Below are 13,083 nucleotides of genomic sequence, written 5' to 3' on the forward strand. Positions count from 1 at the left end.
ACACCTCCTAGAACACCTTTTCCTTATCATACCTTCTAAAGGGATTGTTTTCATCAACAAAACTCAACGATTCAGAATCAATACTCCCAATCATCACTAACCTTGACGAATCTATCATTAACATTGCCAGATGATTGCTTTTTAGGCGTAGCAGGTTTCTTTTCTGTCGTCGGTTTACCACTAACATGAACGTTGTTAATGATCAACTGCTCTTTATCCCGTCGTCTTGGCAATCCTGTTTCACCAATGAACTCCCGAAGCTTACCTTGACGGGTAAGAATCTTATTACGAGCCTTTGCTATCGCGTCCTTGTCTTTCAACTCGTTCGCAATGTTATATTCACGCTTCGCTTTACGGATATCCCTTTCGAGTCCACGTTGCTTTTGGACTAACTTCCCACGTGCTGCCGCTTCTTCTGGATCGTATTGTGGTTGGTTATTGGTGTTCACTCCCTCAATGAAGGGGAAAAGAATATGGCGACAGTTAATGCCACGAATGCCTCCTGGCGTTCCATATCCGTAATCATAAATTGATGGATACTTTTCGTTACTCGTTGGATTACTCATAGAAGCAACTTGCCCTTGAATCTTGGAGCAAATCTCCCTAGCATCCGCATAACTACTCACCAGCACTAAATCAACACCATATTCATCCATTCTTGATAGTCTCAAATTATTATAAGTATTGTTGACCGTTGAACGAACGACCGTTTCAACATACCTTTCCATGTCCCATACGTTGCCGCCCTTATCAACAAACGATGTGGCAATACCCTTGTTACCCCACTTAACGATGGTCTCCGCCACTGCTTGATTAATCGTCTTAGTCCCGGCCAGAACCTTACCCGTGGACTCCTCAACGATTTTGCGATACATGTTCGTGACGCTACCCTCGCCGTAATTGGTCGTGATAAGTGTCTGATTAACAAAGTTATCAATCTCCCGAAACGACTGCTTTACGAAACTTTCAAGGATCACGTCAATTTGAGTAGGCGCCAGCAACTTCTGCTTGACGTTCTTTAACTCATCGTCTAGTCCTTCGATAGTCGCAAAACCTACATCATTGACCGCTTGACGAATAGCACTAGCCGATAAACCCGTAGCCTTTGACAGTTCTTTAATCGTGTCGGCATTCAACATTCTTAACTGTTGCATCTTTTCGACTTGCCATTGAAGTACGTAATCCTTGCCTAGTTCCGGGGGCGTCTTTAATCGCTTGGAAATCATCCGAAAGATTTCATCTTCCAAAGCAATGTAAATGTCGGTGACTTGGGACGTATACAAGTTAAGTTGGTATGGGTCAATTCGTCGTGACATTCATATCACTCTCGTTCCCCAAACAAACTAACTTCCTGTTCAATCTCTTCCCGCATCGGCGAACCGCGCCTAGCTTCTGCAAATATTTCCTGCAATATCTTTTCCGCTTCCTCTTCGGAAATCTTATGAATCTTCATGATGGCTCGTTTTTTTGAATTGAGCTCACTTGCTACCATTTGGGCCTGCTTGTTAATCTCGCCTGCCGCATCCTCGGCGATAGAGTCATCGAAGGCAACTGTTACCTCATACTTGCCACTTGGACGGCTAAACACGTCGTACAGCTCCGCTAACTGGACAATAACTTCTACAAGTTCAACCAAGCCCTCTTCGACAATCGTTTCATGGGACTGCTTGGTTCGAAACGTCTTCGAGTTCTCGCTGACCACTTCTGTTGCCGTCTTCATGCTCTTGCCATCAAAGGCAAATGATCCGCTACTGAATCCAGTCTGCATGGATAAGAAGTTTAGCAGCGCATTAATTGCCGCTACGTGTTCATCTACTCTTAACTCAACCGTATTGTCCTGTATCTTGCTATCATCCATATCGCCCGTCGCCATTGCTTGATAAACCTCATCATCAGCGTCAAAGTATCTTTGCAGAACACCATGTTCATCAATTACTGACCGGACGGCAGTAGCGGGAATGATAATGCGCCGCTTACCTAATCGGAACTCCCTTTCGAACGAATCGTATGCGACGTCAATAGATTTCAGGGTATCGAGTGCGTGAGAATAAATCGGGACACCTAGAGGGCTGTGCATGTCGATATGATTAGCTGTATTCGGCATGAAGTAAACGAATAAAGAACGCTTGATATTTTTCATTCGTGCTTCTTCATCCATTTTTGGATATAGCGTACTCAACGGAATTTTTTTACCTAATTCCTCGCCGTTTTCACTCACGTACAATTCATTCTTAACGACATACTCGTCACCTTCTCGCAAATGCCATTCAAGATGCGTATACACCTTCTTGCCTTTGCGTGTCTGGTTAGTAAAGATCGCTTCAAATATCCCTTTGTTGTCCCAAGATACAGGGATGAAGCAATCCGGCGTGACGAATGATAGTTTGATTTCATCGTCTCCAAAATACGGCTTGATGACCATGCCGCCCAATGCAAATTGGAATTCGAGATAGTCCTGAAAATGTTTACTGAACTTGTTCTCGGATAATACGTTCTTAATATTCTCGGCCAAATCATCGTCGTCAATATTAATCTCGCATCGTTCGTTAAATATCAATGTTGCCATCTCTTGTGACAACACTTTCGGCATGTTTAGCGATGACATACGTCGTTTCTTGCGTCCGTTTACAGTTTGGTAATTCACATCGTGCCACTCAGAATAATAGCCCTGGTAAAGTGCTTTCCATTGCTCGATCAGCGTATAGAATTTATCGTTGTTAGGAACTTCTCGAAAATCGCTTACGCTATTGATTGTTTTTGTGATGCCCATACGCTGAAACCACCTCCCGATTTTCGACATTAGCGATTTGAACATTTATTTCACCCGCCCCTCGTCACGTACCTGTTATAAAAGTAATTGTTTGCATACCGCGCTTCATCGAGTGCGTGGTTATAATCGTCGATGGGTTCCCCGTTATCTAAACGGACGTACATACCGATTTCTTTATAGAAATGATAGTGATCATACTTGTCGTCAACTTCAACTACATAGAACTGCTCGTTGGTGATGGAGTTTTGGAATCGCTCGATTCCCGTTTCTACTCCTCCACCTTTTTGCCGCCCGTCTTTAGCGTTATTGTCTGCCCTCGTCGTCGCTATGTTTTTCAGGTGCATCTCTTCACGCAATGACTTACATGCCGGGTCAACAAATACGTAGGTGTACGTCATTTCGAACTTATCTGCACACCACTTCATGAACTCCTTTATTTCTTTTGCGTACACAGACATCGCTTTGACTTGCCCTGTATCCGCTCCGCTGTGATAATAGTTCGCTACTCGCAATAAACGGAACTTACCTTCGAACTGAACTACGATATTACAGCTGCACGAAGTAGCATCCGACTGTCCTCCATCAGCGACAAAGAACATTTCGTAACGCTTTCCAACGACGGAAGGCAAGCTATTCACATTCATGTCGAACATCGAATAAACGACACCCTGTGGCATTACGCGTTCCCCGAACCAGTCACGACGTAATAGATATGGGTTCTTTTTAAGGATTTCATAGATTTCCGCTTTCCGTTCATCAGTAATAATTGGATTATCCTGAATCGTCCAATGCAGCCAGTTCGTATTCTGAACCTCGAATACTTCTTTAATGACTGGATGGAAAGGCGCTGGTGGGTTTAAATCCGCTAAATGGTAACGGTCCAACGCCGCAAACGTACGACGGAAACACTCTTGAATCATCGACATGTGCAAAAGGTTTATCTCACAAAAAACGACACTACCTAGGGACATCCCTGTGATAGCGCCGACGCTGTTTGATTTACCTCCACCTTTGTAGTACACCTTTTTAACTCCGTTTGGCGTATGCACTTCAAGATGGGAACCGTGCTCATCATGCTTTATCTCCGCCAGATTTCCGAAGATATGCATAAGACCAGTGCCATCACCATCGATGAATAGACGATAGGCTTGCTCTTGGTTGTAAGCGACAATTAGATGGTTCGTATCTCTCGACCACGACAAATAATCAGCATACCGAAAGTGGCCTGCTGTTGTTTTACCTGAACGAGGTGTTCCCTCTAGTACATCGAATGTGTGACTATAAGGACGATAGATTGCTTCAAGCTGTTTTGGTGAGAATTGTATATTGAGTTTACTCATCTTTCACACGCTCTTTCATCTGCATGTATTGCTCGCGACCTGAAACAAGCGCATCTAGTAAGCCTGTATCTTTCTTAGTACCTTTCAGCTTATCTGCACGTTGTTGAGCAAATTCGGTATCAGCTTTCGTCTTCTCAATATTGACTTGCATACCTTCCAGTTTCATTCGACGCTCGTCAAACTCATCAGTCAGTTCAATGTATGACTTTACGAGGTTTCGATACTCCGCCATCGCCCTTGCTTGAGCCTTGATATAAGACTCATATCGTTCGTGAGCATAGACAACGGCGTACGTTTCTCCACCCGACTCCATTCCGCTTGTATAGCCAGACTTTTTGTCTAGGTGGTCAAACTCATCTTCAACCCACATAATCTTTTGCATACGGATAATAGCGGAGAACTTAATCTCGATTTGCATCCATATTTGGTCTGCTATGGTCAACGTTTGCATTTGGTCGATAATCTCTTGTTGCTCGGGTTGGATGAAGTTGGCGAATAAGCCGTGCGTTACTGCTGCATTGTTCCGTTTCGTGAATTGGTTCTTCGGGTTAGGGTTGCCACTGCGGTTGCTTCGCTTCTTTGCTTTGCCATTAGATGTTGATTTCTTTTTATCACCCTTACTAATCGATTCAGCTTCGGTTGCAACCTTCTTGTCGGATGCATCTTTTTTGGGTTGCGTGGTTGCATCCTTTCCAGGTGCACCCCTTGACCACGAATTACCATCTTTAGCATCTCTGCTCTTACGACTCTTCAAAGTACCGACTTTTACATCATGCTTATCCGCCAATGCAGCAAGCGTTATTTTCGTTGTTTCCCATTCCCTCTGAATCTCTTCCCAATTAGGCACATCACATCACCACTCGTCCTCCTTTAGTAAACAATAAAAAAAGCGAGGGATTATACCCTCACTCCACTCACTTGCTATTTATTTAAAACTCAAAGTCTTAGTTTGAACTTCGCCATTCACTGTTGCAGGATACACTTCTGCGACTTTCCTTATAAACCACTCCGCGGTATTTTCAACCGAAGTTTCGTTAATTTCTCCAGAATCGAAGTAAACTTGAAGCTGTTTTCCAAGTTTATCTATGAGTCTTGCGACTTCGTCTGTTACCGTTTCTCCCATATACTTAAAGTCGAAATCCGGGTGATTTTTATCGTAAGTATATGGCCCAACCACAGGGAAATCTACCTCTGATCCAATACCACAAATACCCATTTGCGGATTTCCCACCTCATCAAATTGAACTAAACCAGCATTCAACTGAAGCCAATCATGGTTCATTTTGTCTTCGAAGAACATCGCTCGCAAAGCATTCATTTTTTCCTCTATCGTTCTTATTGGCAACTCCCTCAAAACTCTTGCTAAGTCTTCGCGGTATTCATCGTCACCATTGCCACTAGTAGACATTAAGGCGTTTCCTGCATCAAATATCTTTTTGGCGTCATCCTCTAATGTTATGCCTGCATCATCTGTAGACCTAGAATCAGCAGAAACCATTACAAAAGGGACACCAACGTGAGGCACAACGCAAATCAATAAAACCACAGTCATTACTACCACCTCCAATAAGACATATTTCGTCAAAGATGGAGAAAATCCTTTATATTCTCAAAACTACACACCATCACAAGTCCTGCCATCAGCTTTTATGACCGTATGATGCATAGTTTTCAAAGCATAAAAAAGCACCAAGCAAGCGTTCCACGGCTCACCAGATGCTTTTCTTCTCATCGAGAACGCGCGCACCAATCACATGTTATGTTAATCCTTAACTGTAGATTAACGACCAGTGCCTACACGTCCTTATTACACGTACTCAAAGGATTTACGCCCAGATGCATCACTCGCACCCAAAGACCACCCAACTCCCCGAACCTGCCTTTAAGTGTACAGAATCGGACGTACCTTCGTCATTTCTCCGACCTATCCGACATATGCGACATTTACAACATCCTGCGTATGACCGTGTCCTTAATTCTTCCGATATGCCTGTCCGATAAACCCATGTGATCCCCTATCCAGCGCATGCTCTTTCCTTCAAGCAACCAATGCAACACCTCAATTTCCCTGTCAATAGTAATCAGGTGAATCTTCTCTTGCACCATCTGTATTTTCCGTTCATAATCACCAATCTTTTTCCAACGCTTTTCCCGACGATTAAACTCCTGATAAATCGGATCACTATGCCCGCCAGATGCTTTCGGCATAGCTGCCTCTAATCCATATTGCGCCGTCATGCCCCCACCGATGTCGTTAAGCCCTTCGCGCATAATCTTCACACTATTAATCATCCAATGATAATCCTTAAGCAACTGCTCAATCTGCTTCTCTGTCATAAGCCCGCTCCCCCTATCGTTGTTTAACTCGCCCTTTAACTCTTCGATGCGTTCCTCGATTAACACCCATCAGTTCCGCCCATTCCCTATCTGACAGCCGTTCTTTCGGCTTAGTGCTTGTCCTAGTATTCTTTTGGTCTATCTCGGATGTACGAGCCTGCGAGAACCCCTTTTCAATCAATTGCTCCCGTAGCGTTTTCATAGCCACATCACACTCACAATATAGGCAACAAGACTCGCAACAAATGCACCAGCTAATAAGCCACGTAACTTTTCATCGTTTTTCTCTCCGATAACTCCAAAAACCGAAACAAGCATGATAACCATCAAAATAATTTGAAATGCAATAACCATTGTTTTTTCCTCCTTTAATTTTTGAAATAAAAAAAGAGGACAACAAATGACTCGGCTTAATTGCCGTAATCAAATGCTGCCCTCAGTTTTTCTGATAAGCGTATTAAAATTTAAATGATTCTTCTAGCGATCCGTTGCAAGGTTTGCCCCCTTGCCAGTTGATGATTTGCTTCCCGTAGCCCGTTGGAGGACTTGGTACCTCGGTCAATTTCCCGTCTTTAACGATAAACGTTGCATCCTTCTTTAAGTCTATCACTTCTGTATCTTTTGCTCTCACCAGGACCCCTCCTATGTGTTATACTTACCTCAGCCAAGGACTGGAGGAATCCGGTCTTTATTTATTTACTCACCCAATGAAACGCATTCAACATTATCCACCCTAAAATACTTCGGCTTGTAGTCATAATTATCCATCCAGTAATGAAGCACGTCATTTAGTAACTCTTCCAGCTCACTCAAATGCTCTTTGTGGACATCACGCAAATATTCGCCCGCAACCTCTCCCACTTCGCCATAAACATTTTCTGCGATGTCTTCTAGAACTCGTCCAGCGTCTACACCCACCCCAATACTCAAATTCTTAACTTGCCCAACAAAAAACTTACGATAATGTGTACCGTTGAAATACTCTTTTCCTGCCCGAATCGCTTCTTCTTCCGTATCGAAGTAATTGCAATTCAGCCAAACTTCTTCATTGCTGTTGTACATCCACTGATTTTCTTTCATGATGATTCCCCTTTTCTTTTTGTTTGCCCATACACCCGCAAGTGAGGATTTTTCTCTTTCGCTTTTTCAATATCAAACCAATGCTCCGTTGACTCCAAATCGTCAACATCAATCGTGTCAATAACGTCCGCATAAACTTCTTCCGAACAGATGTAACGTTTGCCATTTTCGAAATTCAGTATCCATCCGCTTTTCATCACTTCACCCCTTTTTATAATTCAGAAACTCCAACAATTCCGCCTGACTCCTCCCCGTCTTAACCAACGTGCTCGCAGATGCTTTAGCCAGAAAAGACACCGCGTCGAACTTGTCCTGTTCCATCGCCACCAAATGCACTTGTCCATCCAATTCGATTAGGATGTTAACCGTCGCATCCTCGATGTTAACTTTATTCATACTCTCAACTCCCGTATACGCCATGTTGCCGCTGCTCAATCTCTCCCAGCTCCGCCTGCTCAATAACAAGCAACGTCGCCTCCAACTGCGACCTACCCAATTCAGTCGCAATCGTATCGAGTCCTGCGCCGTCTCTCCACATCTCACGAAACGTCTTAACCTCCGATGTTGTAAACGTCCAATCAATATCCAAGTCATCTAGTAGCATGTGCGTCTGTTCTTGTCGGGCTATCATTCAGTTTGCTCCTTCATTGCTCTAATCGCCTGTAAAGCCAGGTCTTTGATAAACTGTTCATCTTTTCTCCACAACCTCGTCTCGGGTCCACTAAGTCTGAACACCATTTCCGGATATATAATTGCCGCCAGAATTTTAGCGACAATAGTAGTTGCTAACTTTTTATGTTGGCGTTTGTTCATTTCGCCCCCTCCAATGCTCCACAGGCCAAATCATATACAGTAGACCGATACCCTTCTAGATTTTGCTCTTCCTCGAATTTTATGTTTTCTAACGCTTGGCGCAATCGCTTGATTTCTTCATCACGGTCTTGTAGTGCTTCGGTCAAATTATCATTCCGTAGTTGCAGACGACCTGAAAATTCTTTATATCTTTCTATTTCTTTTTCCAACTCCTGCACCCGTTCAGCTTGTTCGATCAGGAAATCTATATGAGCCTTGATTTGTTCTGTATCAAACACCGTATTTTCCTTTAGATATGCCAACCACCATGAATCGTCATATTGTTTCACCGTTTCTAGATCCAACCGTTCCGCATCCATCACACCAACACCCCCATCCCTTTCAGTTCGTCAGTAAGCTGCATGAACCTCTCCGCATCCCCATCATCCAACGCATGGTCAATCTGCAACAACAGCATGTCGTCGTCCGTGATGTTAGTCTGGATGCTTGGATGGTGCTCCAAGTACCGTCTACGCTCATTGGTTCCGTTGAACATATCTCGAAATTCGTCACGAACTTTGATATCGAGGTCATTCTGCATTTTAAAATGCGCCAGTAACGCAGTCTTCATCGCATATCTAAACATTTCATCGTTCATCCGTTTCCCTCCTCAAATCATTTCGCTTATATCAACGAACTCAGTAAAACTTCGCTTGTTTGGCCTAACTTCGCTTAATAGTCGTACTGTGAATCAAACATAGATGTTAATTATTAATTCGGGCTCAAAAGAGACGAATGATTTTTCCCTATAAATATCAACGCCATTCAAGCTTTTGTAAAACTGATAATTTTTATAGAGATTAGGATATTCTCGCTTGTCATGCCCCCCACAGTATTTAATCAGAATTAACTCTTCATCATCACCATCAGGTGGACTATCATCCCATTCAGCGTATTTTTCAAGATGCTTTTCAGCTTCCGATTTTTCTTCAAAGACAATAACGTCCCAATTATGATAGTCGATTAAAATTATTGGTTCTTGTTTCCGCGCATGACCTTGTGAAACCAGTTCTGCCGCAGTCTTAATAGCACTTTTTATATTGCTATACGTTGCAAAATCTGGGTTACTACCCATTTGCCTCATCCTTTCTTTGGTACGCTTTATGTGTCATATCTTGATCGATATACGATTTAATAATTCGGGCATATTATGACATCCGGTACGGTGCCTTTATATTCGTCAATCATGTCCTGATAAGAGATTTCAATTTGATTATTTAGCTCTTCGTCAAAAATGCTTCTTTTCACTAGCAGGGCATCCCCTTGTATTTCAGAAATTTTTATTCCGTCTTCTGTAGCAGACATTAAATCGTCCGTCACAATATCGTCCTGGTACTTCGTAAAATAATGGATTACGGCATCCTTTGCGTTTCTAGCAATTACTACCTCTGTTCCTTCATCATGTTCAAAACTGAATAATTTCACGATAATTTCCTCCTTTTTTATCAGTTCTCATAATGGTCGGAATGTGCATTAACGAATTACCTTCAGATGTGGCAGTAGCTTAATTAGCCCTTCAAGGTTACTCCATTCTTCTACATGCTCAACATCTTCCTTAAATGATTTTTTGTATTTCTCTTCCGACATGATGACCGTGGGACGATTGTAATAATTAACTGCATAACCTTTAGCCATGTTCATTCTCTGGTCGTAACGCGTAGTGAATCCACTACAAAATGAAATCTCGTTTTCATCGGAAAAATTTTCTCTCACTTGCTTATTTTTATGGAAACAACGCTCTACACATATATTTTCTGAATCCCCACACTCATGCTCAAAGTGTTTACAGTTTCTACAAATGCTAGTTTGTATCCTCATATTTTCCTCCTGAAGCTTTCTTTACAAGACATAGATTCTTTTTTCCTGCACTGCTTCTTTTAAAATAAATCCAAACGTTTCGTCCTGCCTTTTGTGCTCATCGCAGTAATCTGTAATCCCCCAAAACCTATTAGGGTATGTTGTATTTTCTGATGGGGAATGTATAGAGTAGCGTTTAATTTGTCCACTGCATTCGGTAGATTGACATTTGCATATTTTCATTTACGCTTCTCCTTCCTAGTTCATAGTTTGCGTCAATCGTAAAGTCTTTCCAGCTTTTTCCACACTCGAACTAAGAATATACTTTTAGCAGTTTCCAAACCGACATTTACTCCTGCTCTGAAAGTTTCGCTACTGCCTTCTCGCTTATAATTCGATTCGATTTCTCCTGTTAGTAATTCCTCAAATTCGATTATCAACTCAAGCATTCTTTCGTTTTTTTTCGTTGCTGAAAGTAAGGCTTTTATTGCTCCCGATTCCTTGCTCATAGAAACCTCCTTACTACGCCTAATGTGTCAACGTCGTTTGTTCAAACTGTTCATTACGCATTGAGTGTTTATGCGAATTGCTCCCATGTTTTTTCTTCTGCATCCCTACGATTTTTAATGAGTTTTTCGTATTCTTCTTTATCTGCGACTGTCCCTTTGACCAACTCGCAATCCATGAAATGTTCGAAATTATTGCCGAATAGATGATAAATGCTGTCGGCTTCTTCATCTTCTTTGTCGTAGATTCCTGGACATTCTGAATAATACGTATATAAACCATTGTCTTCTTCAAAGTATTGAGGGGTGAGTTTTATCGTTTTTCCAACCAACTCTTTACTTCCGTGTTTTTTACACCATTGTTCCCCGAATTTGATGCTATCTCCACGTTCAATATTCATATTGATTTTCTCTCCCTATGTCGCATTTTGTGTCTTATGTTCACTTACTCAACCGCCCCAACGAATACCCGGACGTCACCAGCAACAACGCCGCTGTCACTACCCCAACCCACTCCGCGATAGCTAACAACATCATTTCCTTTCACGCTCCCTCAGTTTCGGGATTTCGTTCCCGCCAAGTTTCTTGCAATTGCTCCCAATCCGACTATTGCAATGCTTGTACAACCGACACCTGGTCATACAAGCTATTTGCTCATCTTCGCGAATCATCCACACCTTACGACTGTCGACAATGACGGTGTTCATACTTGCACCTGCTTAGTGTTCTTTCCTCGCATCATGACCGTGAATTTCTCCCGTTCTTCCCGTTGGTCAAACGAGTACTTAGAGCGCCCGATGCCATCCGTACGTTTGTACATAGGCACCGACCAAGAATCCGAACCTTCAGCAACGATTTCAAACCCGTTTAATAGATGTTCAGCTACACGCCGTTCAACTTCCTCTTTATCAATTCCAGATACCGTAATCGGAAAATACTCGCCCATCTCCTCATCCCCTTTTAGTTAATCCCTCACCCATTCCTTATCTTTCAACCTCACAACGATCAATTCCATACCTGTTTTTAGTTCGAATAATTTCCTCCGGAGGGGAAAATCCCTCGTTACCGGGCCACCTTTGACATCGTATATTTCCACGTAACCATCAAAGTAAGTGACCTTAAAGTCCGCTGTATACTTAGCCCCAGGCTTGTCCCGTTTACCCTTACCGTGGCATAATGTGCAATTGATAGGATTACCCGTCTTAGGACTAACAAGCTTGCCGCCACCAGCACAACGCTTACAAGCCACGCTGTACGGTTTGATAATCTGGTACTCCGGCTGGACCTCAATAAGTTCGACAGTTTGATCTCTTTTTAGATAATCGTAATACGCCGCTTCTGTGAGAGAGTCGAATTCAATCCCATCAGCCACAATCTTTTTCGAGTGATATTGCCGTGCTGCCTTTGGTTGTTTCGGCGCCCGTACACTTTTCGAGCGCCGTGTTATTCTTTGCGGATTTCTCAACCCATCACCCCTCCACCAATTTCAAGCCGCTTTTCTGCAACTTACGTTTTTTTAGATAAGCTGCATTCGGCTTTGTTACTTCCGTGATAAAATACTCATATGGCACTTCGACCGTTAAAGGATCTACCCATTTCGGTATGCCGACCGCCGTTACATAAATAAGACACTCCCCGTAATCAGGATTTGTGACTTCCAAGCTGCGGTAAGGTCGCGGAAAATCACCGTCAGCAAAACGCATTTGTAGTCTACCTTTATGCTTTTTCCCGTCAATGCTGATGGTCATCTCGCCACCGCCAATTTGTATCTGAAATACCGCTTGCCTTTCTCAACTTTCGTCTCGCACCAATCTTGATTCCAATGCGCCTGCAAGGTCGCCATAATTGACGGTTTCGGGTTAGCGTAGTGAGTTTGGATTGTTTCTAAAATCTCATCTACTGTCATCCAACCATCATTTAGGTGGTGACGCCGCAAACAAAATTTAATATTATCAATAGTGATCGAATACTCGGTTGGACCATCACCACTCTTTACGCCGCCCGTCGTTAACTTGTGGTGCGGTAATACGTAATCCTTTAACGGTTTCCAGCGCTTTTTAGTCCGATGTCTTTTACCCCACGAATGGACATACGCCCTCTGACCATCAACATAAATGATTCCGATTCCGTCTTGCTTCAAATAACTAGCCGCTATTCGATTACCGTATGATTTCGGCTTCGGGATTGCTACAAAAATATAATCCGCTAGACCGATAGCCCTATGAGCCTGTTCAATCAATTTCCAAGTAAGACTTTTCTTCATTTCAACGATGATGCCATACGTTTTTCCGATGCCGACGACATCATAATCAGCAACTTCTGCATAAACTTCACAATGCATTTTTTCCGACAGCAAGGATTTCACTGGCTGGAACATGTCAGATTCTTTTAATCTAGTCAT

The 13,083-nt window shown here is 42.8% G+C and carries 25 protein-coding genes; all 25 read right to left on the reverse strand.

Annotated features, from left to right (window positions below; all coding sequences use genetic code 11):
* Window positions 1-77 precede the first annotated feature (77 nt).
* Window positions 78-1,316, reverse strand: coding sequence for a phage minor capsid protein (locus N1I80_RS12285; protein WP_340738155.1), 1,239 nt, complete (start codon window positions 1,314-1,316; stop codon window positions 78-80).
* Window positions 1,317-1,321: 5 nt separating this feature from the next.
* On the reverse strand, window positions 1,322-2,770 hold the full coding sequence (locus N1I80_RS12290; RefSeq protein ID WP_445683653.1) for a phage portal protein: 1,449 nt from the start codon (window positions 2,768-2,770) through the stop codon (window positions 1,322-1,324).
* A gap of 50 nt (window positions 2,771-2,820) precedes the next feature.
* On the reverse strand, window positions 2,821-4,110 hold the full coding sequence (locus N1I80_RS12295) for a PBSX family phage terminase large subunit (protein WP_340738157.1): 1,290 nt from the start codon (window positions 4,108-4,110) through the stop codon (window positions 2,821-2,823).
* The gene (locus N1I80_RS12300; protein WP_340738158.1) at window positions 4,103-4,957 is read right to left on the reverse strand and encodes a hypothetical protein; all 855 of its coding nucleotides are present in this window, start codon (window positions 4,955-4,957) and stop codon (window positions 4,103-4,105) included. Before N1I80_RS12300 ends, N1I80_RS12295 begins: the two co-directional genes overlap by 8 nt.
* Window positions 4,958-5,035: 78 nt before the next feature.
* Window positions 5,036-5,662 carry a hypothetical protein gene (locus N1I80_RS12305; protein WP_340738159.1) on the reverse strand — a complete coding sequence of 209 codons (627 nt, stop codon included), beginning with the start codon at window positions 5,660-5,662 and terminating at the stop codon, window positions 5,036-5,038.
* A gap of 392 nt (window positions 5,663-6,054) precedes the next feature.
* Window positions 6,055-6,447, reverse strand: coding sequence for a LuxR C-terminal-related transcriptional regulator (locus tag N1I80_RS12310; RefSeq protein ID WP_340738160.1), 393 nt, complete (start codon window positions 6,445-6,447; stop codon window positions 6,055-6,057).
* 13 nt (window positions 6,448-6,460) lie between these two features.
* Window positions 6,461-6,649, reverse strand: coding sequence for a hypothetical protein (locus tag N1I80_RS12315; protein WP_340738161.1), 189 nt, complete (start codon window positions 6,647-6,649; stop codon window positions 6,461-6,463).
* Window positions 6,646-6,801: a hypothetical protein gene (locus N1I80_RS12320; protein ID WP_340738162.1), complete on the reverse strand. Its 156-nt coding sequence runs from the start codon at window positions 6,799-6,801 to the stop codon at window positions 6,646-6,648. Before N1I80_RS12320 ends, N1I80_RS12315 begins: the two co-directional genes overlap by 4 nt.
* A 103-nt stretch (window positions 6,802-6,904) precedes the next feature.
* Window positions 6,905-7,078 carry a DUF3954 domain-containing protein gene (locus tag N1I80_RS12325; protein ID WP_340738163.1) on the reverse strand — a complete coding sequence of 58 codons (174 nt, stop codon included), beginning with the start codon at window positions 7,076-7,078 and terminating at the stop codon, window positions 6,905-6,907.
* 65 nt (window positions 7,079-7,143) lie between these two features.
* Entirely contained in the window at window positions 7,144-7,527 is a 384-nt protein-coding gene (locus tag N1I80_RS12330; protein WP_340738164.1) for a hypothetical protein, read from the reverse strand.
* On the reverse strand, window positions 7,524-7,724 hold the full coding sequence (locus tag N1I80_RS12335; protein WP_340738165.1) for a hypothetical protein: 201 nt from the start codon (window positions 7,722-7,724) through the stop codon (window positions 7,524-7,526). Before N1I80_RS12335 ends, N1I80_RS12330 begins: the two co-directional genes overlap by 4 nt.
* 4 nt (window positions 7,725-7,728) lie before the next feature.
* On the reverse strand, window positions 7,729-7,923 hold the full coding sequence (locus N1I80_RS12340; protein ID WP_340738166.1) for a hypothetical protein: 195 nt from the start codon (window positions 7,921-7,923) through the stop codon (window positions 7,729-7,731).
* A gap of 4 nt (window positions 7,924-7,927) precedes the next feature.
* A complete protein-coding gene (locus N1I80_RS12345; RefSeq protein ID WP_340738167.1) occupies window positions 7,928-8,158 on the reverse strand; it encodes a helix-turn-helix domain containing protein in 231 nt (76 codons plus the stop codon).
* Window positions 8,155-8,340 (reverse strand): hypothetical protein, encoded by a 186-nt coding sequence (locus N1I80_RS12350; protein WP_340738168.1) that lies wholly within the window; start codon window positions 8,338-8,340, stop codon window positions 8,155-8,157. Before N1I80_RS12350 ends, N1I80_RS12345 begins: the two co-directional genes overlap by 4 nt.
* Window positions 8,337-8,702, reverse strand: coding sequence for a hypothetical protein (locus N1I80_RS12355; RefSeq protein WP_340738169.1), 366 nt, complete (start codon window positions 8,700-8,702; stop codon window positions 8,337-8,339). The genes N1I80_RS12350 and N1I80_RS12355 overlap by 4 nt, the downstream gene beginning before the upstream one ends.
* Window positions 8,699-8,977 (reverse strand): IDEAL domain-containing protein, encoded by a 279-nt coding sequence (locus N1I80_RS12360; RefSeq protein ID WP_340738170.1) that lies wholly within the window; start codon window positions 8,975-8,977, stop codon window positions 8,699-8,701. The genes N1I80_RS12355 and N1I80_RS12360 overlap by 4 nt, the downstream gene beginning before the upstream one ends.
* Window positions 8,978-9,070: 93 nt before the next feature.
* Window positions 9,071-9,454 carry a hypothetical protein gene (locus N1I80_RS12365; RefSeq protein ID WP_340738171.1) on the reverse strand — a complete coding sequence of 128 codons (384 nt, stop codon included), beginning with the start codon at window positions 9,452-9,454 and terminating at the stop codon, window positions 9,071-9,073.
* 56 nt (window positions 9,455-9,510) lie between these two features.
* Complete coding sequence (locus N1I80_RS12370) at window positions 9,511-9,804, reverse strand: hypothetical protein (protein WP_340738172.1); 294 nt, start codon at window positions 9,802-9,804, stop codon at window positions 9,511-9,513.
* A 48-nt stretch (window positions 9,805-9,852) separates the two neighbouring features.
* Window positions 9,853-10,014, reverse strand: coding sequence for a hypothetical protein (locus tag N1I80_RS12375; protein ID WP_340738173.1), 162 nt, complete (start codon window positions 10,012-10,014; stop codon window positions 9,853-9,855).
* A 437-nt stretch (window positions 10,015-10,451) separates the two neighbouring features.
* A complete protein-coding gene (locus N1I80_RS12380) occupies window positions 10,452-10,685 on the reverse strand; it encodes a hypothetical protein (RefSeq protein WP_340738174.1) in 234 nt (77 codons plus the stop codon).
* A gap of 68 nt (window positions 10,686-10,753) precedes the next feature.
* Window positions 10,754-11,083, reverse strand: a complete 330-nt coding sequence (locus tag N1I80_RS12385; RefSeq protein WP_340738175.1) for a hypothetical protein — start codon at window positions 11,081-11,083, stop codon at window positions 10,754-10,756.
* 302 nt (window positions 11,084-11,385) lie between these two features.
* Entirely contained in the window at window positions 11,386-11,628 is a 243-nt protein-coding gene (locus tag N1I80_RS12390) for a hypothetical protein (protein ID WP_340738176.1), read from the reverse strand.
* Window positions 11,629-11,646: 18 nt separating this feature from the next.
* Window positions 11,647-12,147 (reverse strand): DUF1064 domain-containing protein, encoded by a 501-nt coding sequence (locus N1I80_RS12395; RefSeq protein WP_340738177.1) that lies wholly within the window; start codon window positions 12,145-12,147, stop codon window positions 11,647-11,649.
* A gap of 4 nt (window positions 12,148-12,151) precedes the next feature.
* Entirely contained in the window at window positions 12,152-12,430 is a 279-nt protein-coding gene (locus N1I80_RS12400; protein ID WP_340738178.1) for a hypothetical protein, read from the reverse strand.
* Window positions 12,427-13,083 carry a hypothetical protein gene (locus N1I80_RS12405; RefSeq protein ID WP_340738179.1) on the reverse strand — a complete coding sequence of 219 codons (657 nt, stop codon included), beginning with the start codon at window positions 13,081-13,083 and terminating at the stop codon, window positions 12,427-12,429. The genes N1I80_RS12400 and N1I80_RS12405 overlap by 4 nt, the downstream gene beginning before the upstream one ends.

This window comes from Sporosarcina sp. FSL K6-3457 (genome assembly GCF_038007285.1).
Lineage (GTDB): Bacteria > Bacillota > Bacilli > Bacillales_A > Planococcaceae > Sporosarcina.

Coding starts and splice junctions, on each gene's coding strand:
- N1I80_RS12285 (WP_340738155.1), bottom strand. CDS start 1,316: ATGTCACGACGAATTGACCCATACCAACTTAACTTGTATACGTCCCAA.
- N1I80_RS12290 (WP_445683653.1), bottom strand. CDS start 2,770: ATGGGCATCACAAAAACAATCAATAGCGTAAGCGATTTTCGAGAAGTT.
- N1I80_RS12295 (WP_340738157.1), bottom strand. CDS start 4,110: ATGAGTAAACTCAATATACAATTCTCACCAAAACAGCTTGAAGCAATC.
- N1I80_RS12305 (WP_340738159.1), bottom strand. CDS start 5,662: ATGACTGTGGTTTTATTGATTTGCGTTGTGCCTCACGTTGGTGTCCCT.
- N1I80_RS12310 (WP_340738160.1), bottom strand. CDS start 6,447: ATGACAGAGAAGCAGATTGAGCAGTTGCTTAAGGATTATCATTGGATG.
- N1I80_RS12315 (WP_340738161.1), bottom strand. CDS start 6,649: ATGAAAACGCTACGGGAGCAATTGATTGAAAAGGGGTTCTCGCAGGCT.
- N1I80_RS12320 (WP_340738162.1), bottom strand. CDS start 6,801: ATGGTTATTGCATTTCAAATTATTTTGATGGTTATCATGCTTGTTTCG.
- N1I80_RS12330 (WP_340738164.1), bottom strand. CDS start 7,527: ATGAAAGAAAATCAGTGGATGTACAACAGCAATGAAGAAGTTTGGCTG.
- N1I80_RS12335 (WP_340738165.1), bottom strand. CDS start 7,724: ATGAAAAGCGGATGGATACTGAATTTCGAAAATGGCAAACGTTACATC.
- N1I80_RS12340 (WP_340738166.1), bottom strand. CDS start 7,923: ATGAATAAAGTTAACATCGAGGATGCGACGGTTAACATCCTAATCGAA.
- N1I80_RS12345 (WP_340738167.1), bottom strand. CDS start 8,158: ATGATAGCCCGACAAGAACAGACGCACATGCTACTAGATGACTTGGAT.
- N1I80_RS12350 (WP_340738168.1), bottom strand. CDS start 8,340: ATGAACAAACGCCAACATAAAAAGTTAGCAACTACTATTGTCGCTAAA.
- N1I80_RS12360 (WP_340738170.1), bottom strand. CDS start 8,977: ATGAACGATGAAATGTTTAGATATGCGATGAAGACTGCGTTACTGGCG.
- N1I80_RS12365 (WP_340738171.1), bottom strand. CDS start 9,454: ATGGGTAGTAACCCAGATTTTGCAACGTATAGCAATATAAAAAGTGCT.
- N1I80_RS12375 (WP_340738173.1), bottom strand. CDS start 10,014: ATGGCTAAAGGTTATGCAGTTAATTATTACAATCGTCCCACGGTCATC.
- N1I80_RS12380 (WP_340738174.1), bottom strand. CDS start 10,685: ATGAGCAAGGAATCGGGAGCAATAAAAGCCTTACTTTCAGCAACGAAA.
- N1I80_RS12385 (WP_340738175.1), bottom strand. CDS start 11,083: ATGAATATTGAACGTGGAGATAGCATCAAATTCGGGGAACAATGGTGT.
- N1I80_RS12390 (WP_340738176.1), bottom strand. CDS start 11,628: ATGGGCGAGTATTTTCCGATTACGGTATCTGGAATTGATAAAGAGGAA.
- N1I80_RS12400 (WP_340738178.1), bottom strand. CDS start 12,430: ATGACCATCAGCATTGACGGGAAAAAGCATAAAGGTAGACTACAAATG.
- N1I80_RS12405 (WP_340738179.1), bottom strand. CDS start 13,083: ATGACTAGATTAAAAGAATCTGACATGTTCCAGCCAGTGAAATCCTTG.